Source organism: Raoultibacter massiliensis, from assembly GCF_900199545.1.
GTDB lineage: Bacteria > Actinomycetota > Coriobacteriia > Coriobacteriales > Eggerthellaceae > Raoultibacter > Raoultibacter massiliensis.
Map to the genome: position 1 here is coordinate 613,497 of NZ_LT962670.1, position 22,559 is coordinate 636,055.

Below are 22,559 nucleotides of genomic sequence, written 5' to 3' on the forward strand. Positions count from 1 at the left end.
ATAGCCGGCCGTCTCGCGATGGCGCGATGGAAAACGTCGATTCGGCGAAAGCGAGTGCGAGATCGGGGAAAAGGCCCTTCGACCCCGCCGTGATCCTTCCTTTCGAAAAAGCCGTTTCGGAGGCGTTTTTGCGCGGGGAATCGGGAACTTGCTTCCTATGCGTGCGGGTCGTTCGGGCCGTTCGGGACGCGCTGTTCCGCGCTCGATGCCGCACTGTCCGTCGCAACCTTGATCCAAGGGTCCTCCTTGCGCGCTTCCGCGATGATCTCGTCGCTCGATTTGTGCACCATGCTCACGATGATGGCCACCACGCCGCACAGGAGTCCTCCAACGGGAAAGGCAAGCCAGCTCACGGCGAACCCGCCGTTCAGGCCTTTGATGAAGTTCTTGATCTCGAACTTGTCCATTCCCCCTTGGGCGAATTGGTCGAAGCTCGGTAGAAAGCCCCCTACGAGAAAGACGATGACGGCGAGGATCATGATGATGCCGCAGAGCGATCCGATGATGTGGTCGCGATTGAGCTCTTCGGGCGTTTTGACGCGTGGACCTGGGGTTTTCGGCGATGATCCGTCGGCGATGTAGGTGATTTCAGAGCGGTTGTACTTCGATTTCTGCAGGCCTGCGTAGACGAAAAGCCCCACGGCTATGGCAAGCAGGAACATGAAGGGGCCGGCAATCAGATCCTCGTCGAAGGAGGCGAATCCCAGATCGATGACGTCGCCGTGCTCGGGGGCAAGGCCCACCATGAAGATAATGCCCAGCAAGACGATGCCCACGCCTGCGGCGATCATCAGCGTGAAGCGACGGCCGAATCGATCGAGAACCGCATCGGAGTAGACAGGGTCGATGGCGGCGTGCCTGCGCTTGAATTCGCTATGGTTGAGGCCTGCGATGATGCCGGTGACCACGCCGACGACGAGGAACGAGAGCATTGCGACGGTTGATACGTTGTCGGGGAACCCGAGCGCGTCAAGGGTGGTCAACACGCCGGTGCCCGTGATGATGATTGCGACGGCAAGCGCGGTGGTGATGCTAAGCCGGTTCATGTGCTCGTCGTAGATTTCGGTGTCCCTCTCGTCGGCGATGCGAATGCTGCCGCGCATGAGGTCGTCGAGGTTCGTATGGTAGATGTCGCACAGGGCGAGCAGCTTGTCGGTTTCGGGGAAGTTGATGCCCGCTTCCCATTTCGAAATGGTTTGGCGGGATACGCCGAGCTGCTCTGCAAGGGCTTCTTGGGTGACGCCGTAATGCTGGCGAATGTAGACGAGATTGTCCGCAAAGCTCATGGGTGATTCCTTTCGTGGTTTGTCGTATTGTATCCGAAGCGGAAGGATGCGGGCCCTGCACTCCGCGCTTCGGCATGACTTCACAATACGGTTGCAACCGCGCAACTCCCAGCAATCTGGTGTTGCGTTTCGTTCATTTTCGCGCGCGTTTAGGTTGCGGATATTCTGACCAGGCGTTTTACGTAGCGGGAAAAAGGGAATGCTCCGCGTTGCTTTCGGGCGGGAAAACAGTCGCCCCCAAAGTGCAGCATCTGCCGTTTCCTCCATGACACGGCAGCGGGTTTGTGCGACAATGAACCCGAAAGCAGACGACTCGCACGTAAGGTATCGATACACATGTCAGCCCAGTTCAACATTCTGGCGGCAAATCCGGCCGCCGTTGCCCTATTGCAGCAAGACCTCGGCTTGCCGCATTTCGTCGCCGCCACGCTTGTTGCGCGCGGAATCGATGCGCCTGAGGCTGCGAGGGAGTTCCTTACGCCTTCGCTTGAGCGCGATTGGCTCGATCCGTACATCATCCCGGGCTTGTCCGACGTCGCCGATGCGCTCGAATCGTGCATCGAATCGGATAAGCACATCATCGTGTTCGGCGATTTCGATCTCGACGGCATCTCGGCAACCGCGACGCTTACCCGAGGGTTGCGCGATCTTGGCGGCCGCGTCACGCCGTTCATTCCGCTGCGCTTCGAAGAGGGCTACGGACTGTCGGTCGAGGCGTTCGAGCGCATCAAAGAGCTGTCGCCCGATTTCATCGTTACGGTCGACTGCGGCATCGCGTCGAAAAACGAGGCGGAGGCCATCAAGCGGGAAGGCGTGGGTCTGGCAATCACCGACCATCATGAACCCGCCGATCTGGTGCCCGAGGGCGTGCCGGTGGCCGATCCCAAGTGCGTGCCCGACTGCCCGAGCGCCATTCTCGCCGGCGTGGGCGTCGCCCTCAAGCTCGTGCAGGTGCTTGGCGGGCGCTTGGGCAAGCCGCACCTGTGGCGCGAGTACACCGACCTCGCCACGCTCGGCACCGTTGCGGATCTCATGCCCATGCGCTCCGAGAACCGCGCGTTGGTAACCGATGGCCTTGCGCGCATGAACGAGGCTCCGCGCCCCTGCATCGCCGCACTGCTTGCCACGGCGGGTGTCGCCGATAAGGAGCTTACCGCTACCAACATGAGCTTCTCGATAATTCCCCGACTGAACGCGGCGGGTCGCATGGGCGATGCGCAGGCGGCTCTCGATCTGCTGCTTTCCGACGATTTCGAAGAGGCGAGCCGGAAAGCCGCCGAGCTTGAGAGCATCAACGATACGCGGCGGACCATCGAGGCCGAGCTGTCTGAGATCGCGAAGGTTCAGGCGGCCGAGCTGTATCACGGCCAACGCGCGCTCGTGGTGTCCGGAGACGGATGGCACGAGGGCGTCAAGGGCATCGTGGCGAGCCGGCTCGTCAACACCTACGGCGTGCCCGCCCTTCTGTTCACGATCGACGGCGATGAAGCGCGCGGATCGGGCCGCAGCGTCGGCCAGGTGAATCTGTTCAAGGCCGTTGAGAGCCTGTCCGATCTGCTTACGCGGTTCGGGGGGCATGAGGCTGCCGTCGGCGTCACGCTTCCAGCCGATAAGCTTCCCGAGTTCACCGAGCGCCTGTGCGCTTGCCTCGACGAGCTTCCGCCCGACAGCTTCCACCCGCGCATCGAGATCGATGCGTGCGTTGATCTGTCCGAGCTCACGCTCGAGAACGTTCAGGAGCTTTCGCAGCTTGCGCCATTCGGCCAGGAAAACCCAGTGCCCCGCTACCTTGCCCGCGACGTTACGCTGACGGGCTGCCGCGCGGTGGGAGCCGAGAAGAATCATTTCTCCTGTCAGCTTTCGGACGGGAAGCATTCGGTCGCGGGCATCATGTTCCACTGTTCCGATCTCGAAACGCTCATGCACTGCGACAGCGTGGTCAACGCTGCGTTCGAGGTGCAGATCGACGAATGGCGGGGCAGGCGCACGGTTAAAGCCATGCTTTCCTCGATAGCGCCCGCCCGCGCCTGCGCGGGGCTCGAAGCGTGCCTCAACCCCGAAAACGTGAGTTTCGTGGGCGATCTGTACGCGACGAGCGATGCCGAGATCTGCTCCGATTGCCAGGAAAGCGCCGAAGCGGTCGAAGCCTACGAGGCAAAACGCGATAAGAACCGCAGGTTCTGGGAACGGAAAGCCGCCGAAGACCCCGATGCGCTGCAGGCTGCCGTCATCGAGGCCCTCATCGGGGACGGCAGCCTGCACGAATCGCAGCGCGAAGTGCTCGATGCTCTGGGCCAGGGGCTTTCGACGCTTGCCGTCATGGCGACAGGACGCGGGAAATCGCTCACCTTCCAGGTTCATGCCGCATGCGAGGCGCTGTTGCGCGGCGGGACGAGCCTGTTCGTGTACCCGCTGCGGGCCCTGATCGCCGATCAGGCATTCCATCTCAGCGAAGCGCTCGAGGCGTTCGGCATCGCGTCGGCGGTGCTCACTGGCGAGAACACTCCCGAAGAGCGGCGTCAGGCGTTCGATGCCCTGCGCGAGGGTTCGTGCGACATCGTGCTGACGACGCCCGAATTCCTGGCTTTCCATGCAGACGAATTCGCCCGTGCGCGCCGCATCGGCTTCGTCGTGGTCGACGAGGCCCACCACATTGGCATGGCGAAGGCGGGGCAGCGCGTGGCCTACGCCTCGATCGGCTCGTCTATCGCAAAGCTTGGGAAACCCGTGGTGCTCGCCCTGACGGCTACCGCGAATTCCGAGGTGGCCGAAGCCGTCGTATCGACGCTCGGCATCGAACGCACGGTGCTCGACGGCACGCGCCGGGAAAACCTCGAAATCGACGACCAGCGCAACCTGAAGAACCGCGAGAGCTACCTGGCCAACATCATCGCCGGCGGCGAGAAGACGGTCATCTACGTGAATTCGCGTGAGCAATCGGTGGCGCTTGCGCGGGCGCTTCGCAAGCTTGCGCCGCATATGGCTCCGCTCATCGGGTTCTACAACGCGGGCCTTACCCGTTCCGATCGCAAGCGGATCGAAGAGCTGTTCAGAACCGATGCGCTTGCCGTGCTCGTGGCAACCTCCGCGTTCGGCGAGGGCGTGAACATTCCCAACATCCGCCACGTGGTGCTCTACCACATGCCGTTCAACGAAATCGAGTTCAACCAGATGAGCGGCAGGGCGGGGCGCGATGGCGAGCGGGCGGTCATCCACCTTCTGTTCGGGCGCGGCGACGCTGCCGTAAACGAGCAGCTTTTGCGCGATACGACGCCCGATCACGATTGCCTCGCCCAGGTGTACCGCGAACTGCGGCGCATGCAGCAGGAAAGCGCAGAAGAATATTTCGCTGCGACCAACGCCGACCTCGCCGCGAAAGCGAGCGCCAACCAGCATGCGCCCGTGAGCGCTGCGTCGGCCGCTTGCGGCGTGGCGGTGTTCCGGGAGCTCGGACTGATCGAAACGCACACCGCCTTCGTTTCTGGCGAAGCCATGCGTTCGATTCACGTGAAGGCAGCCGGCAGCAAGGTGGAGCTCACCGATAGCGTGCGGTATCGCGAAGGACTCGGCGAACGCGAGATATTCCAATCTTTCCGCGAATGGGCTATAAAGAGCCAAAGAGAAATATTGCACAAGCGCGTGTCCGGGCCCATCCTTCCCGGCAGCGCAAACCGATAGACGGAAGGGAGGACGCATGGAGCAATCCGAGCGAGGCGAAAGCCGCCGCGCAGGACGCGCTGCGACGAAGGACGTCGTGGTGCCGACCACGGTGCATGCGGTTCCCGACAACGATATGGCAAGCGGGTCTTCCGAAACGGAAGCCGTGCGCGGCGATCAGGCCGATGCGGCTAAGAAAAAACCCCGTAAAGAAAAAGAAGAGCTTATCGGAGAGCCCGCTAAGGCGAACAAGGCGGCCGCAGGCGAAGCCGATGGAGAGCTGCTCGGCCGTGCGCGCGCGACCGAAAAGAGCTTCGCCCCCGAAGCCAAGGCAGATCGCAAACGCGCCGAAACGCCCGAGATGCGGTTCGCCGAGCTCAGGCGCCAAACGTCGGCGTACATGAACGAACCCGACGAGGAGATGCTCGAAAAAGCGTTTCTGTTCGCGCGCGATGCACATGCGGGCCAGTGCCGCAAAAGCGGCGAGCCGTTCATCGCCCATCCGGTAGAGGTTGCGCTTATCCTCGCCGATCTGCGGATGGACGTCGAATCGATCTGCGCGGCGCTTCTGCATGACACGGTCGAGGATACCGACGTTTCGAGCGAGCAGGTCGCCGAACAGTTCAACCCGCAAATCGCCCAGCTTGTCGATGGGGTGACCAAGATCACCCGTATCGAAGTCGAGAGCCTCTCCGACGAGCAGGCTCAGACCATCCGCAAGATGTTCGTTGCTATGAACAAGGACATCCGCGTGATCGTGATCAAGCTTGCCGACCGTCTGCACAACATGCGCACGCTTTCGGCCTTGAAAGAGGATCGCCGCATCTTCAAATCGCGCGAAACGCTTGAGATCTACGCGCCGATCGCGCATCGTTTGGGCATCAACTCCATCAAGTGGGAGCTCGAGGACCTCGCGTTTTACTATCTTGAGCCGAACAAGTTCAAGCAGGTGTCGCGCATGGTTACCGAAAGCCGCGAAGAGCGTGAGAACTACCTCGAGCAGATCATCGACATCCTCCACGAAGAACTCGACAAGGTGAACGTCCAATCGCAGATCATGGGCAGGCCGAAGCACCTGTACTCTATCTATCAGAAGATGACGAAGAAGGGCAAGGGCTTTTCGGAGATATACGATCTCATTGCCGTGCGCGTGATCGTGAAATCGGTGAAGGATTGCTATTCGGCGCTCGGTGCAGTGCATACGCTCTGGCATCCGATGCCGGGTCGCTTCAAAGACTATATAGCCATGCCGAAGTTCAACATGTACCAAAGCCTCCACACCACGGTCATCGGTCCCGCGGGCCGTCCGCTCGAAGTGCAGATCCGCACCGAAGACATGCATCGTACGAGCGAGTACGGCGTCGCCGCCCATTGGCGCTACAAAGAGAAGGGCGGCAAGGGCGATATGGGCCTCGACCAGCAGCTCGCATGGCTGCGTCAGATGGTCGATTGGCAGGACGAAACCAAGGATTCGCGCGAATTCCTTAAATCGCTCAAGGTCGACCTTGCTCCCAACGAGGTGTTCGTGTTCACACCGAAAGGCGAGGTCATGAGTTTGCGGGCAGGTTCGACACCGGTGGATTTCGCCTATGCGATCCACACCGAGGTGGGCAACCATTGCGTGGGGGCGAAGGTGAACGGCTCGATCGTGCCCCTCACCTACGAACTGCAGCTCGGGGATCGCGTCGAGATCCTCACGCAGAAGAGCGCAAGCCCTTCGCGCGACTGGCTCAACGTGGTGAAGACGCCGTCGGCTCGCAGCAAGATCCGCTCGTACTTTTCGCGGATCAGCCGCTCCGACGATTTGCAGACCGGTCGCGACAAGCTGACGCGCGAGATGCGCAAGCACGGTTTGGGAATCTCGAGCGCCCAGAGCATGCGCGCCGTCAAGACGGTCTCCGAACATTTGGGCTACAACGATCCCGACGATATGCTCGTCCAGATAGGCACGAACAAGGAAAGCGCCACGCATGTGGCGAACCGCCTGCTGAAGATTCTCGTCGACCGCGCCGAAAAGGATGCCGAAACCCCCGGTCTTGGTTCGTCGGACATGTCGACGGGCAAGCTTCCTCCCATGCTCACAAGCGTGAAGCGCCCCAAGAAACACGAGGCGCACACCTCCAACGGTATCGTGGTGAAGGGTATCGACGATGTGCTCGTGCGTCTGTCTCGGTGCTGCAACCCGGTGCCGGGCGATGATATCCTCGGGTTCGTGACGCGGGGACGCGGCGTTTCGGTGCATCGGGCCGATTGCCCCAATGCCGTCGATCTCATGCAACACCCCGAACGCATCATCGAAGTATCGTGGGAAAACGCACCGACGCAGAACGCATCGTACAAGGTCGAGGTTTTCATCGAAGCGCTTGATCGCATGAACCTGCTTCGCGATGTTACGGTGGTGCTTGCCGATATGGGGGCTAACGTCCTTTCGTGCACGACTGCCTCGCATCGAGACGGAATGGTGGAGATGCGCTTCTTGTTCCAGGTATCCGATATCTCCTACATCGACAAGATCACAACGAAGCTGCGCGGCGTAGGGGGCGTATTCGATGCGCGCCGCATGCTTCCCGGTGAAACCTCCCGTAAGAAAGGGAAATAGCATGTCCGATAGGTATAAGGTGAACAGGGGCTGCGTTGACATCGAGTTTCTCGTGTTGGGCATGCTTTCGAACAACACGTACATCATAGGCGACGGCAAGGCGACGATGGTCGTCGATCCGAGCTGCCACGCCGACGAGATCCTCGAGGCGCTCGGCGAAAGAAAGCTCGATGCCATCGTGCTGACGCATCATCACTACGATCATGTGGGAGCCGCTCGCGAACTCAAGGATGCAACGGGCGCTACCGTTATCTCGTCGGTCATCGACGCCCCCTTGATCGAAGAGGGCAGCCCCGCGCTCGGCAGCGGCCGGCGGATGACGCCGTGTCCTGTCGATAGCTTGGTCGAAGACGGCGATATCGTTCAAATCGGCGATATGGCCTGGAAGATCATCATGACGCCGGGCCACACCAAAGGAAGCATGTGCCTGTTCATCGATCCCCGCTTCGGCAACCATCCCGAAAACGAGCCGGTGCTCCTCTCGGGCGATACGCTGTTCTGCGCTTCGATCGGGCGAACCGATTTCGAAGGCGGCAGCATGGAGGATATGCGCGCATCGCTCAAGCGCCTGGCTTTTCTCCCCGACGAAACGCTTGTCCTGCCCGGACACAACGACCTTACGACCATCGGCGCCGAGCGCAAGCGGATTTTCGCCCAGTTCGCGTAGGAGCTTCGAGGCGGGGCTCGATCCGTATGGCTTTCGGGAGGCGTCGGCCGTTCGCCTTTCGGGCGATTTCCGTTGTCTCGATGCGCGGCAACGACGACCGGATGGATAATCGACTTTACGAGAATTTTACACAACGGGCCGCCTTCCCGCGAAAAAGCGGGGCATGCGGCCTTTTTCTTTGTAAAAGATACGTTAAACTTATCCCTTGTCTGTGCCATGCCCAGATGCGGTTTAAACATCGTCGGAAGGTCACACGTGGTCATTGAATGGGGTGTATTCCTCACCGAGCTCATGTCCAATCCCGCCTTGGTCGCGGTTACCCTTTTGAACATCGGCGTCATCGTAGTCAACGGCGCAACCGATGCGCCCAACGCCATCGCGACGGTCGTGTCGACTCGTTGCATGTCGGCGAAGGCTGCCATCATCATGGCGGCCGTCTGCAACTTCTTCGGGCTTTTAGTCATCACGCTCGTCTCATCCGCCGTCGCCAACACGATATTCCACATGGTTGATTTCGGGGGAGACCATCATGCGGCGCTCATCGCGCTCATGGCCGCCATGGTTGCCATCATCGTGTGGGGTGCGGCGGCGTGGTTCTTCGGCATCCCCACAAGTCAGAGCCATTCGCTGATCGCCGGTCTTACCGGCGCGGCGATCGCGCTGCAGGGAGGCCTCTCCGGCATCAACGGCGCAGAGTGGATGAAGGTTATCTACGGCATCCTCTTGTCGACGTTCATGGGCTTCGGCTTCGGATGGCTGTGCGCCAAGATCATCGCCAAATGCTGTTCGGGAGCGGATCGGCAGAAATCCGACCATGTGTTCAAATGGGCCCAGATCATCGCAGGCGCAGGCGTAGCGTTCATGCACGGCGCGCAGGATGGGCAGAAGTTCATGGGCGTTTTCGTGCTTGCCATCACCCTTGCAACGGGCATCGGCCAAGCCGATCAGATGATCCTGCCGATCTGGCTGATGGTTTTCTGCGCGCTCAACATGGGCCTTGGAACCGCCATCGGCGGCAAGAAGATCATCAAGAGCGTTGGCATGGACATGGTCAAAATGGAGAAGTACCAGGGCTTTGCAGCAAGCTTCGCCGCGACGATCTGCCTCATCATCTCAACGTTCGGCGGTCTGCCGGTTTCCACGACGCACACCAAGACCACGGCCATCATGGGCGTGGGAGCCGCCAAGCGCAAAAGCGCGGTGAAGTGGGGCGTGGCGGTCGATATGGTTAAAACCTGGGTGCTGACGTTTCCGGGCTGCGGGTTGCTCGGTTTTCTCTGCGCCAAGCTATTCCTCATGATTGCGTAAGGAGCGACTGATGGGCAAGAAGAGCAAGAAGTTCGATTATTTCGAGGCGTTCGAGCGCCAGACCGCGCTTGCGGTCAAGGAGTCGGAACTCCTCATCGAAGCCATCGAGAATTTCACAACGGCCGAGGCCATCAAGGACATCATGCCGCGTGCTCAGGATATCGAGCACGAAGGCGACGAGATCAGCCATGACATGTATACGGCTATCGCGACCGATTTCATCACTCCCATCGAGCGCGAGGACATCATCTCGCTCACGCAGTACCTCGACGACATCGTCGATTACATCGAAGACGTGCTTCAGCGCTTCTACATGTACGACATCCACTTCATGCATGACCGGGCGCTTGAGTTCGCTCAGCTCATCAACAAGAGCTGCAAGGCGCTCGACCATGCGATGGAGGATTTCCGCGACTTCAAGAAATCCAAGACGTTCAAGCAGTCCATCATCGATGTGAACAGCTACGAGGAAGAGGCCGATGATTTCTACATGGCTACGATCCGCGAGCTGCACACGAAGGATCGTGACAACGCGCTGCGTGTGCTCATCTGGTCGCAGGTGTTCGCCCGCATGGAAAAAGTCACGGATGCCTGCGAGCATGCGGCCGACACCATGCGCACGATCATGCTAAAGAACTCGTAACAGGTCTCAGCACTTACGAAAGGCGCAGGGGGCGACAGTCGTTCCGCTTGAGGCACGGCGCGCTCATTCCAATCGATCGAACGTTTCCACCGGCTTCGGCCGGTGGTTTGCTGTGCGCTCGGATCTCGGATCCCGTTGCTATTCGTTTAGCGTGCGGTCGTTCGATGTGCGGGGGTCGGGCGTTTGCGGTTCGAAGGGGTCTTTCGGCTCGGCAGCCGTCTCTTCTCGGATTTCGGAGAGGTCTTTGACGAGTATCCGATCGCTCGGATCGCTTGGCTGCGACGCTTGCTCGAGGTCGGGTTTGCGCTTTCGTATTCGGATGAGCCTGCCGCTTGCCTGCAGCTCCTTTTCCTTTTCGCGTTCGATCTTGCCCTTCGGGGGCTTTACGCGGCGCGCTACGCTTTTCACCGGTCTGGCGACGGCCTTGGTGACCACATCGGAATAGTCGCGCGGCGGTTTCGTTCGCCACCCGAAGAGCAGCGAGGCGTAACGCAGGATGAGCACGAGGGCTACGCATGCGAACGGCGCCCATTGGTCGAGCATATGGCTAAGCGAAGAGAGCTGTTCGGGTAGGTGGTTCTGCTTCATGAGCGCGAACGCGGTGGAGCCGATGAGCGCAGCCGAGCCGTAGAGCGTTCCCGCCTGGAACGCTTCGGGTTCTCGGTTCATGAAAACGTCGCGCATGATGCCGCCGCCGACGGCGGTGATGGTTCCCAGGATGATCGAGGGGATGATGTCGAGTCCGGCTGAGAGGCCCTTGCCCACGCTGATGACCGCCCAGAGCGCAACCGAGATGTTGTCGAGCAAATCGACGATGGGATCGAGGTAGGTGGCGAGCTTGCCGAAATAGAACACCACGACGCCGGCTATTGCGCAGGCCAAGATGAGCGTCGGCTTCTGAAACGCGTAGATGCCGTAGTTCTGAAGCAGCACATCGCGGATCACGCCTCCGAGCAAGCCGCAGGTGCAGGCTATGCAGACGGTGCCGAATATGTCGTAGCGCGCCCGCACGGCGCTCATGGCGCCCGAAAGGCCGCCGGTTAGTGCGGCGGCCAGCTCGAGCCAGAACGGTACGGCGAGGACGGTTTCGAGCATGGCGCTATTCGTCGTCTACGATGACGAGCGTGGCGGTTGTCGGCTCGCCCGAGAAATCGAGGTCGTTCGTGATGGCCCGGGAGCCTTCCGCATTGAAGCCTTTCGCGGCGAACGCGGCGATGTTGCCCTTCGCTTTTTCGCGGGCGTTTTCGAATATCTCCCAGAATCCCAGATCGCTCGTCTCTCCAGTGAAGGGGTTTTCCCAGGTGGCTCGCTCGTGGTTGTCGAACTGGCTTTCCGTGATTTCGAGGGGGCGATGGCTCATCGAGCGGTAGAACGAATAGGGGCGCACAAGCTCCTCGATGCGGCTGATGACGGTCCGCTTGCTGCCGGTGGGCGAGTAGAAGAGCCCCTGGACGAAGCGGAAGCTGCGAACGGCAGTAGCGAACATGTCCGAGGGAATGAACAGGCCGTACACCGTCATGGCCGCATAGGCGTACATCTTCGAAATCGTTTCGAGGGCAAAATCGCTCGCTTTGAGGATTTCGACGGAAGGGTTGAACGAGGCTATGGTCTGATGGCGAACGGTGAAGAGCACCATTTCGTCGAACTCGCTTTCGATCGTGCCGTGGACCTCGTGGCCGTCTTCGCGGGAGAGGCCGTCGATGCCCGCATCGCAAATCGCATATTGCTGCGCGAACACGAGCGGGTGCATCGACGAGTCGAGCGTGTAGTGGCATAGGAATCCGAGCGCGTAGGCGCGCCCGACGGGGTATTCGTCTTCGGAAAGCACGGAAAGGGAATCCTTGAAGGCGGCGATGAGCTCGGTGGGCTTGACGCTGTGCATGGTCGAACCAAGCTGGTTGAACTCGCGCAGGCTCGGGTTGATAACGGTGTAGAACAGCGGGTCGGGACCCTGGTTCCCCAGAAGAAACGCTTCGTACTCATCGCGCGTTTCGCCGATGGATGCATGCAGCTCGTGGTAGACATCCTGACCGAATGCATCGTGGGTTATGATTGCCGGCATGGACGGCCTCTCATTCTTGTCATTTATTTTACTGAAGCGCCAGCCCCCATCATATACAATTGGGAGAGAGTTGAAAACTTGCTCGTTACGCTCTTGTTGAAAGGATCACACGTGGCTGCATTGAAGTTGACGAAGCAAGAGAAAAGCTGGGTTTTGTACGATGTGGGAAACTCAGCTTTTGTCTTGCTGGCTACTGCGCTTATTCCCGTGTATTTCCAAACGCTCGCCGAGCCGGGTTCCTCGGTGGTGGTGGCTTGGGGCTATGCCGAAACGGTGGCCTCCCTCTTGCTCGCGCTGCTCATGCCGATCCTGGGAAGCCTCGCCGATTTGAAGGGCAACAAGAAGAAGTTTTTCGTCGGGTGCGTGGGGACGGGCGCGGTGGCGCTTGCCGCCCTCGGTCTGCCTTCCACGGCTCTGCCGTTTCTGATCGTCTATGTGGTTGCCTCGATCATGCTCAACGGCTCGATGGTGTTCTACGATGCGTTCTTGGTCGACGCGGCGGCAACCGATTCGCGCTATGACGAGGTGTCTTCGCAGGGTTACGCTTGGGGATACATCGGTTCGTGCGTGCCGTTCATCGCGTCTTTGGCCATTGTTCTCGGCGGCGGCGCCATCGGCATCGACATGGCTCTCGGCATGAAGATAGCGTTCATCATCACGGCTGTGTGGTGGGTTGCTTTCAGCATTCCGCTGATCAGGAACGTTCATCAGACCCATTTCAAAGAGCGAACGGTGCATTTGTTCAAGGATACGTTTACCGGGCTTGTTTCCACGTTGAAGAAGATTTTCAAGGATAAGCAGCTGCGCCTGTTCATGCTTGCTTTCTTCTTCTACATCGACGGCGTCCACACCATCATCAAGATGTCGACGAGCTACGGCACCGATCTGGGCATCGATGCGACGCAGCTCGTGCTGGCTCTGCTGGTTACCCAGTTCGTCGCCTTTCCCTCGGCTATCGTCTACGGAAGGCTTTCGGGCAAAGTGGGAACGAAGCGCATGCTGCTTGTAGGCGTGTTCGCATACCTGTGCATCACGCTGTTTGCGGCGTTCTTCCTCAAAAGCGCGGTCGAATTCTGGATTCTCGCCATTTGCGTGGGTCTGTTCCAGGGCGGCATCCAGGCGCTCTCCCGGTCGGAGTTCGGGAAGCTCATTCCCAAAGAGCATGCCAACGAATACTACGGCTTCTTCGACATTTTCGGAAAGTATGCCGCTATCATGGGAACGTTCCTCGTATCGTTTTTCACGCAGATGACGGGCAATCCCTCGATCGGCGTGCTGTCCATCGCCATGCTGTTCATCGTCGGCTTCATCCTGCTGTGGAGGATGCCCGAAAAGGCATAGGGGTTCGCTTCCGGGCATCGAAAACGCTGGGAGACGCTGTCTGCGCCGAGCGCATCGCTTCTTGATGCGCCGATCGGAGAGGTGCGATGCCGAAGGGCATGGACGGGTGGATTTGCTTGCGCCCCCGTTCGGGTTTTGCCGCGAGCGCGCCGCTGCCGTGCTGATATCGTGCCGCTGCCGTGCTGCCGTCGCACCGTCGTCGTTGTGCTGCTGCCGTTTCTCCGTCGCGCCGCTTGTCGACCTCTTCGCGGGAAGGCAACGCGTCCCGATGTGCACATTTTTTCCCAGATTCATACAAAGCTGTGCCGACATGATGCCCCGGGAAGGAGCTTCCCGATTCGTGATCAGGGAAAACGCTCTTCTGCGCATCGGTAAGCGTCTCTTGGCTTGTTTTTCGGCCTCCGGCATGTATGATCTGCTGATTTTTGTGCATATTGACCCTCTTTCGCCGCCTTCGGCCAGCGAAAATCGGCGAACTCCCACCGTGAGCCTCGTTTTCGTCCGCTTGTCTTGGGGATTGTTCGATAATCGAAGGCCTGCGTGGGCTTGGTCCGTGTACTTTTGCTATAGTGTAGGGTCGTTGGCTTGATATTCAGAAAGACAGAGATATGTCGCTCATAGTTGCAAAATTCGGCGGTACCTCGGTTGCATCGCCGGAGCGCATCCAGATGGTTGCGAAGCGCCTCATCGCAAGCAGGCAAGCCGGCAACGACGTCGTTGCCGTTGTTTCGGCGATGGGTAAGACCACCGATGAATTGGTTGGTTTGGCCAGAGCGCTCAACACCGATCCCCCCGCTCGCGAAATGGATCGGCTCCTGTCGACCGGCGAACAGGTTTCCATGACGCTTTTGGCCATGGCCATCGAAGCGCGCGGCTACCGCGCGATGAGCTTCACGGGGCGCCAGGCCGGCATTGAAACCGATTGCGCCCATGCGCGGGCGAAGATCAGCCGGATTCACGCCGAGCGCATCAAGGAGGCCATCGCCGAGGGGTTCATTCCTGTGGTGGCGGGTTTTCAGGGCATCGATCAGAACGGCGACATCACCACGCTCGGTCGCGGCGGATCCGATACGACGGCTGTAGCGGTTGCGTGGGGCATCGGCGCCGACGTATGCGAAATCTATTCGGACGTCGACGGCGTGTACACGGCGGATCCCCGCGTGGCGCCGCGTGCCAAGAAGCTCGACGAAATCAACTACGACGACATGCTCGAGCTTTCGAGTGCGGGTGCGGGCGTGCTCCAGATGCGTGCGGTCGAGTTCGCGCGCAAGTTCAACGTGGTCATTCATTCCCGATCGGCGTTTTCCGACACGACGGGTACGTTCATCAAGGAGGCGACACCTTCCATGGAAGAAGCGGTCATCACGGGCATCGCTCACGATACATCCGAGGTCAAAGTGACGATTCGCGGGGTTCCCGATATGTCGGGCGTAGCGGCCAAGGTGTTTTCCGCGCTGGCGGGCAACGCCGTCAACACCGATATGATCATTCAGAACATTTCAAAGGACGGCATTACCGACATCAGCTTCACCTGTCCTGGTGCCGATCTTCCGCGAGCGAAGGAAACGCTCGATCGGATCGTCGGAGAAATCGAGGCGCGCGAATACCTTATCGACGATGACATCGCGAAGGTAAGCCTTGTCGGCACGGGCATGAAATCGAGTCCCGGTGTGGCTGCTCGGGCGTTTACGACGCTCGGCGAAAACCAGATCAACATCCTTGCGATTTCGACTTCTCCCATTCGCTTGTCCATGGTGGTCGACGCCGCCCAGGCGGCGGCTGCCGTGCAGTGCCTGCATACGGCTTTCGGGCTCGATTCCGATAGCGTCTTCGAGGAGACGCAGCTTTCGGCCGAAGAGATTGCGGCCAAGATGCAGAAGGGCCGATAAAGGCGCAAGGCGGCTAAGATGAAAATGAACGTGCGCAAACGAGATGCGCACGTGCGGAAGGGTGAAAGATATGTCTTGGAGTAAAGCGATGCCGGCGAACCCCGTGGTTGCAGTCGCCGGCGCGACCGGTGCCGTTGGCCAGGAGTTCATGCAGGTGCTGCACGACCTCGATTTTCCTGCTTCGGAAATTCGCGCGCTCGCATCGGCGCGGTCGGCGGGCAAGAAAATCGAATTTGCCGGATGCGGACAGGTTCCCGCAGGGGAGCTCATCGTGCAGGAGATGACGCCCGAGTCGTTCAAGGGCGTCGATATCGCGCTGTTCTCGTGCGGGGCGGGCATCTCGAAGGAGATGCGCGAGGCGGTCGTGGCGGCGGGCGCTGTGATGATCGATAACTCGAGTGCGTTTCGCATGGACGAGGACGTGCCGCTCGTAGTGCCTGAAGTGAACCCCGACGATGTCTCCTGGCACTCGGGCGTGATCGCGAACCCGAACTGCTCGACTATCCAAATGGTCGTCGCGCTGAAGCCGCTCTATGACATCGCTCCCATTAAGCGCGTGGTCGTTTCCACCTACCAGGCGGCAAGCGGCGGCGGTGCTCCGGCGATGGAAGAGCTTTACAGCCAAACCAAAGATTTCCTCAACGGCGAGGAGTTGAAGGTCGAGGTGTTCCAGCATCGCATCGCTTTCAACTGCATACCCCATATCGATGTGTTCATGGACGACGATTCCACCAAAGAAGAGTGGAAGATGGTCGTCGAGACGAAGAAGATCATGGGCGATGAGAGCATCGCGGTTGCAGCGACGTGCGTTCGCGTACCGGTGCTGCGCTGCCATGCCGAATCGGTCAACGTGGAATTTTCGGGCGAGGTGAGCGTCGAAGCGGCGCGGGAGGCCTACGAGACGGCCGAAGGGATCACGGTCATGGACGATTGCAGCTCCAACACCTATCCCATGCCCGGCTTGCTTGCGGGCACGAACGACACGTTCGTCGGGCGTTTGCGCAAAGATCCGACGGTCGAGCACGGGCTTGCGCTTTGGGTTGTCGCCGACCAGATTCGCAAAGGCGCTGCCTTGAACGCCGTGCAGATCGCGCAACTGCTTCTTCCGTAGCCGCGCCTCTGCGCGTCGCAAGCGATACCGCGAGCCCGCCATCCGGCGGGCTCATTTGTTTTGGCGGGGCCTTCCGAAGTGGAAGTCCTCGTTTTCGGGCGAGAACAAAAGAACCGAGAGCAGAAACGCTCCGCATAGCAAAATGAGAATACCGAATATCGTTGCAACCATGAGCGGCTCCTTCCTGTGACCTGCATCATAGACGAGGCCGCATAAGCGAAGCGTTAAGGTTTCGCGGCGAGGATTAGAAACGCGTAAAGATACGAGCATGCGCCGTCGTGTGCAAATAATGTGCGGCGAATAACAGAAGTTCGCTTTCGCTATACTGAATGCATCAAACGTACGGAGGAGGATTGATGGAAGAGGAGCTCAAGGGCCTTTCTTCTTCGGATGTCGCTGCGCGCGTCGCCCGGGGCGATGTGAACGTCGATGCGTCGGTCAAGACGCGTTCGGTCAAGCAGATCATCGCCTCCAACGTCTGCACGCTGTTCAATGCGATCAATCTCGTTCTCGCGTGTTTCGTGCTTGTTACCGGGTCGTACAAGAACATGCTTTTCATGATCGTGATCGTGTTGAACACGGCGATCGGCATCATTCAGGAGATTCGCTCCAAGCGCACGACCGATCGGTTGAGCATCATCGCAAGCACGAAGGTCGAGGTTGTTCGTGACGGCGTTCGCCAAGAGATAGCCGTCGACGAAATCGTGCTCGGCGATCTCGTCGTGCTTGGCAGGGGAGATCAGATCCCTTCGGATTCAACGGTGGTGCACGGCACGTGCGACGTGAACGAAAGCCTCCTCACCGGCGAAAGCAAGCTTGTACGCAAAGAGCCCGGCTCGCAGCTTATGAGCGGCAGCTTCGTGAACGCGGGAACGGTTTATGCCCAGGTGACGCATGTGGGCGCCGATAATTACGCCGCGAAGATCAGCGCCGAGGCGAAAGAGCACAAGGCTGTCAACTCCGAAATCATGAACAGCCTGAACGGCATCATCAGGTTCGTGAGCATCATCATATTCCCCCTCGGTGCCATACTTTTTGCGCGCGAGTACTTCACGGGGGCCTATATCGAGCTCAACCAGGCAATCCTTTCGACGGTGGCAGCCCTTGTGGGAATGATTCCCGAAGGGCTGATACTGCTCACCTCGACAGTGCTTGCCGTTGCGGTCGTGCGCCTTTCAAAAAGCAAGGTGCTTGTCCAGCAACTGTACTGCATCGAAACGCTGGCGCGCGTCGATACGCTGTGCCTCGATAAGACCGGCACGATCACGACGGGAAAGATGGAAGTCGATCGCGTGGTTACGCTGGGCGATTGCGGCATCGACGAGGCTCACGGCGCGTTTTACTCAATCGCTGGAGCCGATGAGGATCCCAACGAAACCGCGCAGGCTATCATCGATTACTATCAGGATGTCATACCCGAGCCCGGCGCCGCAAGGGTTGGGCGAAAGCGCGCGAACGGTCCCGCGCAGCCCGTGAAGCGCCTTGGCATCAAGCGGGCCATCCCGTTCTCCTCCGACAAGAAGTGGTCGGGGGCGGTGTTCGACACGGGTGCGAGCTATGCGATGGGCGCGGCGCAGTTCGTACTCGGCAAGAAATACGAGGCGGTGCGCACCCAGGTTGAGGAGCTTGCGCAGAACGCGCGCGTCATGGTGCTCGCCCGCGTCGAAGGGTTTGACGGAGATGGGAAGATGCTCGGCGATCCTCAACCTCTCGCCCTCATCGCGATCAAGGACCAGATCCGGCCTACGGCCGAGCAGACGATCAGGTACTTCATCGATCAGGGCGTCGATCTTAAAGTCATATCGGGCGACGATCCGCGTACCGTTTCGGGCATAGCGCAGATCGTCGGCATTCCCCATGCCGATTCCTACGTTGACGCTACGACGCTGCTTTCCGACGCGGCGCTCGAAAACGCGGCAACGTGCTATCAGGTGTTCGGGCGCGTGACGCCTGAACAGAAGAAGAAACTTGTGCAATCGCTTCAGGCAGCCGGCCACACGGTGGCCATGACGGGCGACGGCGTGAACGACGTGCTTGCGCTCAAAGCATCGGATTGCTCGGTTGCGATGGCCGCTGGTTCCGATGCTGCGCGCAACGTGGCGCAGCTTGTGCTTGTGAACAACGATTTCGCCTCGATGCCCAAGGTCGTTGCCGAGGGAAGGCGGGCTATCAACAATTTGCAGCGATCTGCATCGCTCTTTTTGGTGAAGACCGTGCTGTCTATGGTGCTTGCCGTGTGCTTTATTGTTTTGCCGTGGCAGTATCCGTTCCAGCCGATCCAGATGACCCTCATATCGGCGTTCACGATCGGGTTGCCCTCGTTCGTGCTTGCGCTCGAGCCGAACAAGGATCGCGTCAAAGGGAAGTTCCTCGTCAACGTGATCGTGCGTTCGCTGCCGGGTTCCATCACGGCGATTCTCGCCGTGCTCGGCCTCAACATCGTGTCGTATACGACGCTCGGCCTCGATTATGCGCAGGTGTCGACGATGTGCGTGCTTGCGACCGCATGGGTGGGCCTGCTTCTTATCGTGCGTCTGTCATTTCCGTTCACGCCGATCAGAGCTGCACTTATCGTCGTTGTCATCGGTGGCGTGATCCTCGGCGCGACGGTGTTCCCGACGCTGTTCGGCATCGAACCGTTCACGCAACCGATGATCGTCGCGTTCGCGGTTGCAGCGCTTGCGGCCGTGCCGGTGTTCAACGTGCTGTATCAGGCCTTCGGCTCGTGGCATGCGAAAAGGCAGGACGAGCTTGTTTAGCGGATCGATGCGGCGAAGCCGGCTCTTTGGCGCCGCGGTATAATGCTGTCATGAAAAAAGTCAGACTGGATACGCTGCTCGTGGAGCGGGGCTATTTCTCGGATGCCGATGCGGCGTTGCGTGCCGTGCTCGCCCATGAAGTCAAGGTGGACGATGCGTACGCGACGAGTGCGGCTGCCAAGGTGGATCCCGACGCTTCCGTGGTCGTGAAAAACCGCAAACGATTCGTCTCGCGCGGGGGGCACAAGCTCCAAGGCGCGCTCGATGCGTTCGGGCAGGATGCGAGCGGTTTGCGCTGCATCGATATCGGATCGTCCACAGGGGGTTTCACCGATTGCCTGCTGCAGGCCGGGGCCGAATCGGTTGCATGCGTCGATGTGAACTACGGACAGCTTGCCTGGTCGTTGCGCCAGGATCCACGGGTATCGGTTTTCGAGAGGACGAACATCAAACTCGCCGATCCTGCTGAGGTAGGGGCGCCGTTCGACTTGCTGGTCGCCGATCTGAGCTTTATCGGGTTGGCCCAGCTCGCCTCTGTGTTTGCTCGATTTTCGCATACGGGTTCGGTGTTCATCGGGTTGGTGAAGCCGCAGTTCGAATCGCGTCCAGGCGAAACGGAGGGCGGCGTTGTTCGAGACGAGGCGGTGCGCGAGCGCGTGATAGAAGAGGTTCGAAGCGCTCTGCTTGCAGCTGGTTTCGAGCCGACCGGTGTGGTTGAATCGCCCATCAAGGGGCCCGAAGGCAACGTCGAGTACCTGGTGCGCGCGGTGTACGGCCGCTGATCTTTCAGGCCGTGCAAGCGGGCGGACCGACAGGCGGCAGACGGGCAGGCGGTGGCCGATATCTGCAATGCTCGAAATCCGACGCCTAGCTTTCGCGGGCGTCGGCGGCCCTGCGCCCGAGCGTCCGCTTCATCTCCGCCTTATCTGCATACATCTCCCTGTCGACGCGACGTAGCGTTTCTTGCGGGTCGTCTCCTGCGCGGTGCGTCGTGAGCCCGTAAGCGAATCCGACCCCGTTCTTTTTCGTTTCCTCGAGCGCAGCAGGGAGGGATTCGATGACCTCTTTCTCGTTTTCAAGAGAGGAGAGCAGCATGAATTCGTCTCCGCCCGTGCGGTAGAGCTCCGCGCTTCTGCCGAGGGATTTTGCAACCGTTTCGGCGAAGAGAACCAAAGCGCGGTCTCCCGCTTCATGTCCTTCGGTATCGTTGATGTTCTTGAAATCGTTGATGTCGAGCAATCCCACGAGCATCGGTTTCTGCGATTCGCTTGCCTTACGGAATTTGAAATCGAACATCTGCCTGTTCATTATGCCGGTCAGCGGGTCCTTCGAGAAGTAATTGATGTTCTGTAGCAGATAGTACGCCGAAAAGCCGATTGCCGAGGCTGCGTAGTTGAGGAAATGGAATCGGAAGACGATTTCGAGTATGACGGTGGTTAGCAGTACGGCCATCATGGAACGAAGTATGCATACACGATCGTTTTCACGAGACCCCCTCTGAGTAAAGTTAAGTCATTATAGGGCCAAGGGCCTTCCTCGTGCGTGTAAATATGATCAAACAGACCAATATTTATCTCGAGCGATTGCGTGCTATGGCCGGTCCGCGCCGATGTGTGGCGATATGCCGATGACCGAGACGAAAACGCTTGTTTCGAACAGCTGCGAAAAAGGGGGACGCGAGCATGCTCGGGCGTAGCCTTTGGCATTCGGTTGTCGAAGCGCGCGGATTGAGCCCGCGCGCTTCGACTAGTTCTTCAGGGAATTCAGCGGGGCGGGGAATCTGCCTCCGCGATGGGCGAAAACGGTACCTGCGTACTGGTTGACGGGCATGACGGGCGCATAGCCCAAAAGGCCGCCGAAATCGAGCCTGTCTCCAACCGTTTTGCCGATGGCTGGAATGATGCGCACCGCGGTGGTCTTGTTGTTGATCATGCCGATGGCGCACTCGTCGGCGATGATGCCGAAAATGGTTTCGACCGTCGTGTCGCCGGGGACAGCGATCATGTCGAGCCCAACCGAACACACGCAGGTCATAGCTTCGAGCTTCTCAAGCGAAAGCGCCCCCTGCTCGGCAGCGCGAATCATTCCCGCGTCTTCCGAGACGGGGATGAAGGCGCCCGAAAGGCCCCCGACCGAAGAAGAGGCCATAACTCCGCCTTTCTTAACGGCATCGTTGAGCATGGCGAGCGCGGCTGTTGTGCCCGGTCCGCCGCAGGTGCCCACGCCGATGGCTTCGAGGATCTCGGCAACCGAATCGCCTTCCGCCGGGGTGGGGGCAAGCGAGAGGTCGAGGATGCCCTGGCTGACACCGAGCCGCTTGGACGCTTCGCGCGCCATGAGCTCGCCTGCGCGGGTGATCTTGAACGCCGTGGCCTTGATGGCTTCGGCGACGCTCGTGATATCGGCGTCTTTCGGCATGTCGGCCAGCACGGCGCGCACGACGCCCGGACCCGAAACTCCCACATTGACGACGGCATCCGCCTCGCCCGATCCGTGAAATGCGCCGGCCATGAACGGATTGTCCTCGACCGCGTTGCAGAATACGACGAGCTTGCCCGCTCCGATGCATTGGCGATCGGCGGTAGCTTCGGCGGTAGCCTTCACGATGCCGGCCATTTTCAGCACGGCATCCATGTTGATGCCCGCGCGCGTCGAGCCGACGTTGACCGAAGAGCACACGTTGTCGGTTGCCGATAGGGCATGGGGGATGGACTCCATGAGCCTGATGTCGGCGCTGGAGGCCCCCTTGTGCACAAGGGCGGAAAAGCCGCCGACGAAATCGACACCGACCTCTTTGCCGGCGCGGTCCATTGCAACGGCGATGGGGGTGAAATCTTGAGCATCGGTTGCGGCGCAGATCTCCGCGATTGGCGTAACCGAGATGCGTTTGTTGATGATGGGGATGCCGTATTCGCGCTCGAGCTGTTCAGCGGTGGGTACGAGCATTTCGGCTGCGCTTGTCATGCGGTCGTAGACCTTGGCTGCCATAACGTCGATGCTTTCGTGCGTGCAGCCTCTCAGATTCAATCCCAGCGTGATCGTGCGGATGTCGAGGTGCTGTTTGCTCACCATCGCAAGGGTTTCGCGTATTTCGGCTGGTGTGATCTGCATGGGGTCTGTCCTTCTCTTCGCAAACTATGGTGTTGTCCGAAGCGCTCGCGCCGCTCGGCAACGCGCTACAGCATAGCAAATAACCCGAGTTCGGTTACCGAAGACGAGACATTATCCCTCAATCCC

15 protein-coding genes are annotated in these 22,559 nt (G+C 59.7%); 10 read left to right on the forward strand and 5 right to left on the reverse strand.

What is annotated here, in order from left to right; translation table 11 throughout:
- Positions 1 to 155: 155 nt before the first annotated feature.
- A complete protein-coding gene (locus C1719_RS02540) occupies positions 156 to 1,286 on the reverse strand; it encodes a helix-turn-helix domain-containing protein (protein WP_180963431.1) in 1,131 nt (376 codons plus the stop codon).
- 336 nt (positions 1,287 to 1,622) lie between these two features.
- Between C1719_RS02540 and recJ the strand changes: the two genes are divergently transcribed.
- The 5 genes from recJ to C1719_RS02565 all read left to right on the forward strand — a co-directional run bounded on the left by recJ (position 1,623) and on the right by C1719_RS02565 (position 10,160).
- On the forward strand, positions 1,623 to 4,964 hold the full coding sequence (recJ, locus tag C1719_RS02545; protein WP_102373649.1) for a single-stranded-DNA-specific exonuclease RecJ: 3,342 nt from the start codon (positions 1,623 to 1,625) through the stop codon (positions 4,962 to 4,964).
- A gap of 16 nt (positions 4,965 to 4,980) precedes the next feature.
- The gene (locus C1719_RS02550; protein ID WP_245874282.1) at positions 4,981 to 7,542 is read left to right on the forward strand and encodes a RelA/SpoT family protein; all 2,562 of its coding nucleotides are present in this window, start codon (positions 4,981 to 4,983) and stop codon (positions 7,540 to 7,542) included.
- A 1-nt stretch (position 7,543) separates the two neighbouring features.
- The gene (locus tag C1719_RS02555; protein WP_102373650.1) at positions 7,544 to 8,209 is read left to right on the forward strand and encodes an MBL fold metallo-hydrolase; all 666 of its coding nucleotides are present in this window, start codon (positions 7,544 to 7,546) and stop codon (positions 8,207 to 8,209) included.
- Positions 8,210 to 8,464: 255 nt separating this feature from the next.
- A complete protein-coding gene (locus tag C1719_RS02560) occupies positions 8,465 to 9,517 on the forward strand; it encodes an inorganic phosphate transporter (protein ID WP_102373651.1) in 1,053 nt (350 codons plus the stop codon).
- Positions 9,518 to 9,527: 10 nt separating this feature from the next.
- A complete protein-coding gene (locus C1719_RS02565) occupies positions 9,528 to 10,160 on the forward strand; it encodes a DUF47 domain-containing protein (protein WP_102373652.1) in 633 nt (210 codons plus the stop codon).
- Positions 10,161 to 10,298: 138 nt separating this feature from the next.
- Here C1719_RS02565 and C1719_RS02570 read toward each other — a convergent pair whose 3' ends face one another.
- Positions 10,299 to 11,255 (reverse strand): trimeric intracellular cation channel family protein, encoded by a 957-nt coding sequence (locus C1719_RS02570; protein ID WP_102373653.1) that lies wholly within the window; start codon positions 11,253 to 11,255, stop codon positions 10,299 to 10,301.
- A gap of 4 nt (positions 11,256 to 11,259) precedes the next feature.
- A complete protein-coding gene (locus tag C1719_RS02575; RefSeq protein WP_102373981.1) occupies positions 11,260 to 12,222 on the reverse strand; it encodes a zinc dependent phospholipase C family protein in 963 nt (320 codons plus the stop codon).
- A gap of 111 nt (positions 12,223 to 12,333) precedes the next feature.
- On the opposite strand from C1719_RS02575, the gene C1719_RS02580 reads away from it, so the two are divergent.
- The 5 genes from C1719_RS02580 to C1719_RS02605 all read left to right on the forward strand — a co-directional run bounded on the left by C1719_RS02580 (position 12,334) and on the right by C1719_RS02605 (position 20,104).
- A complete protein-coding gene (locus tag C1719_RS02580) occupies positions 12,334 to 13,563 on the forward strand; it encodes an MFS transporter (RefSeq protein WP_180963432.1) in 1,230 nt (409 codons plus the stop codon).
- A gap of 608 nt (positions 13,564 to 14,171) precedes the next feature.
- Positions 14,172 to 15,452 (forward strand): aspartate kinase, encoded by a 1,281-nt coding sequence (locus C1719_RS02590; protein WP_102373655.1) that lies wholly within the window; start codon positions 14,172 to 14,174, stop codon positions 15,450 to 15,452.
- A 70-nt stretch (positions 15,453 to 15,522) separates the two neighbouring features.
- On the forward strand, positions 15,523 to 16,563 hold the full coding sequence (locus tag C1719_RS02595; RefSeq protein ID WP_102373656.1) for an aspartate-semialdehyde dehydrogenase: 1,041 nt from the start codon (positions 15,523 to 15,525) through the stop codon (positions 16,561 to 16,563).
- Between the two features lie 356 nt (positions 16,564 to 16,919).
- The gene (locus tag C1719_RS02600; protein WP_102373657.1) at positions 16,920 to 19,322 is read left to right on the forward strand and encodes an HAD-IC family P-type ATPase; all 2,403 of its coding nucleotides are present in this window, start codon (positions 16,920 to 16,922) and stop codon (positions 19,320 to 19,322) included.
- A gap of 50 nt (positions 19,323 to 19,372) precedes the next feature.
- Positions 19,373 to 20,104 carry a TlyA family RNA methyltransferase gene (locus tag C1719_RS02605; protein ID WP_102373658.1) on the forward strand — a complete coding sequence of 244 codons (732 nt, stop codon included), beginning with the start codon at positions 19,373 to 19,375 and terminating at the stop codon, positions 20,102 to 20,104.
- An 85-nt stretch (positions 20,105 to 20,189) separates the two neighbouring features.
- On the opposite strand, the gene C1719_RS02610 is transcribed toward C1719_RS02605, so the two are convergent.
- Positions 20,190 to 20,777, reverse strand: a complete 588-nt coding sequence (locus C1719_RS02610; RefSeq protein ID WP_102373659.1) for a GGDEF domain-containing protein — start codon at positions 20,775 to 20,777, stop codon at positions 20,190 to 20,192.
- A gap of 291 nt (positions 20,778 to 21,068) precedes the next feature.
- On the reverse strand, positions 21,069 to 22,433 hold the full coding sequence (locus tag C1719_RS02615) for a PFL family protein (RefSeq protein WP_102373660.1): 1,365 nt from the start codon (positions 22,431 to 22,433) through the stop codon (positions 21,069 to 21,071).
- Positions 22,434 to 22,559 lie beyond the last annotated feature (126 nt).

What these genes read in the sequence shown, in the direction of transcription:
- C1719_RS02540 (WP_180963431.1), bottom strand. Translation starts at nt 1,286, where the DNA reads ATGAGCTTTGCGGACAATCTCGTCTACATTCGCCAGCATTACGGCGTC.
- recJ (WP_102373649.1), top strand. Translation starts at nt 1,623, where the DNA reads ATGTCAGCCCAGTTCAACATTCTGGCGGCAAATCCGGCCGCCGTTGCC.
- C1719_RS02550 (WP_245874282.1), top strand. Translation starts at nt 4,981, where the DNA reads ATGGAGCAATCCGAGCGAGGCGAAAGCCGCCGCGCAGGACGCGCTGCG.
- C1719_RS02555 (WP_102373650.1), top strand. Translation starts at nt 7,544, where the DNA reads ATGTCCGATAGGTATAAGGTGAACAGGGGCTGCGTTGACATCGAGTTT.
- C1719_RS02565 (WP_102373652.1), top strand. Translation starts at nt 9,528, where the DNA reads ATGGGCAAGAAGAGCAAGAAGTTCGATTATTTCGAGGCGTTCGAGCGC.
- C1719_RS02570 (WP_102373653.1), bottom strand. Translation starts at nt 11,255, where the DNA reads ATGCTCGAAACCGTCCTCGCCGTACCGTTCTGGCTCGAGCTGGCCGCC.
- C1719_RS02575 (WP_102373981.1), bottom strand. Translation starts at nt 12,222, where the DNA reads ATGCCGGCAATCATAACCCACGATGCATTCGGTCAGGATGTCTACCAC.
- C1719_RS02590 (WP_102373655.1), top strand. Translation starts at nt 14,172, where the DNA reads ATGTCGCTCATAGTTGCAAAATTCGGCGGTACCTCGGTTGCATCGCCG.
- C1719_RS02595 (WP_102373656.1), top strand. Translation starts at nt 15,523, where the DNA reads ATGTCTTGGAGTAAAGCGATGCCGGCGAACCCCGTGGTTGCAGTCGCC.
- C1719_RS02600 (WP_102373657.1), top strand. Translation starts at nt 16,920, where the DNA reads ATGGAAGAGGAGCTCAAGGGCCTTTCTTCTTCGGATGTCGCTGCGCGC.
- C1719_RS02605 (WP_102373658.1), top strand. Translation starts at nt 19,373, where the DNA reads ATGAAAAAAGTCAGACTGGATACGCTGCTCGTGGAGCGGGGCTATTTC.
- C1719_RS02610 (WP_102373659.1), bottom strand. Translation starts at nt 20,777, where the DNA reads ATGATGGCCGTACTGCTAACCACCGTCATACTCGAAATCGTCTTCCGA.
- C1719_RS02615 (WP_102373660.1), bottom strand. Translation starts at nt 22,433, where the DNA reads ATGCAGATCACACCAGCCGAAATACGCGAAACCCTTGCGATGGTGAGC.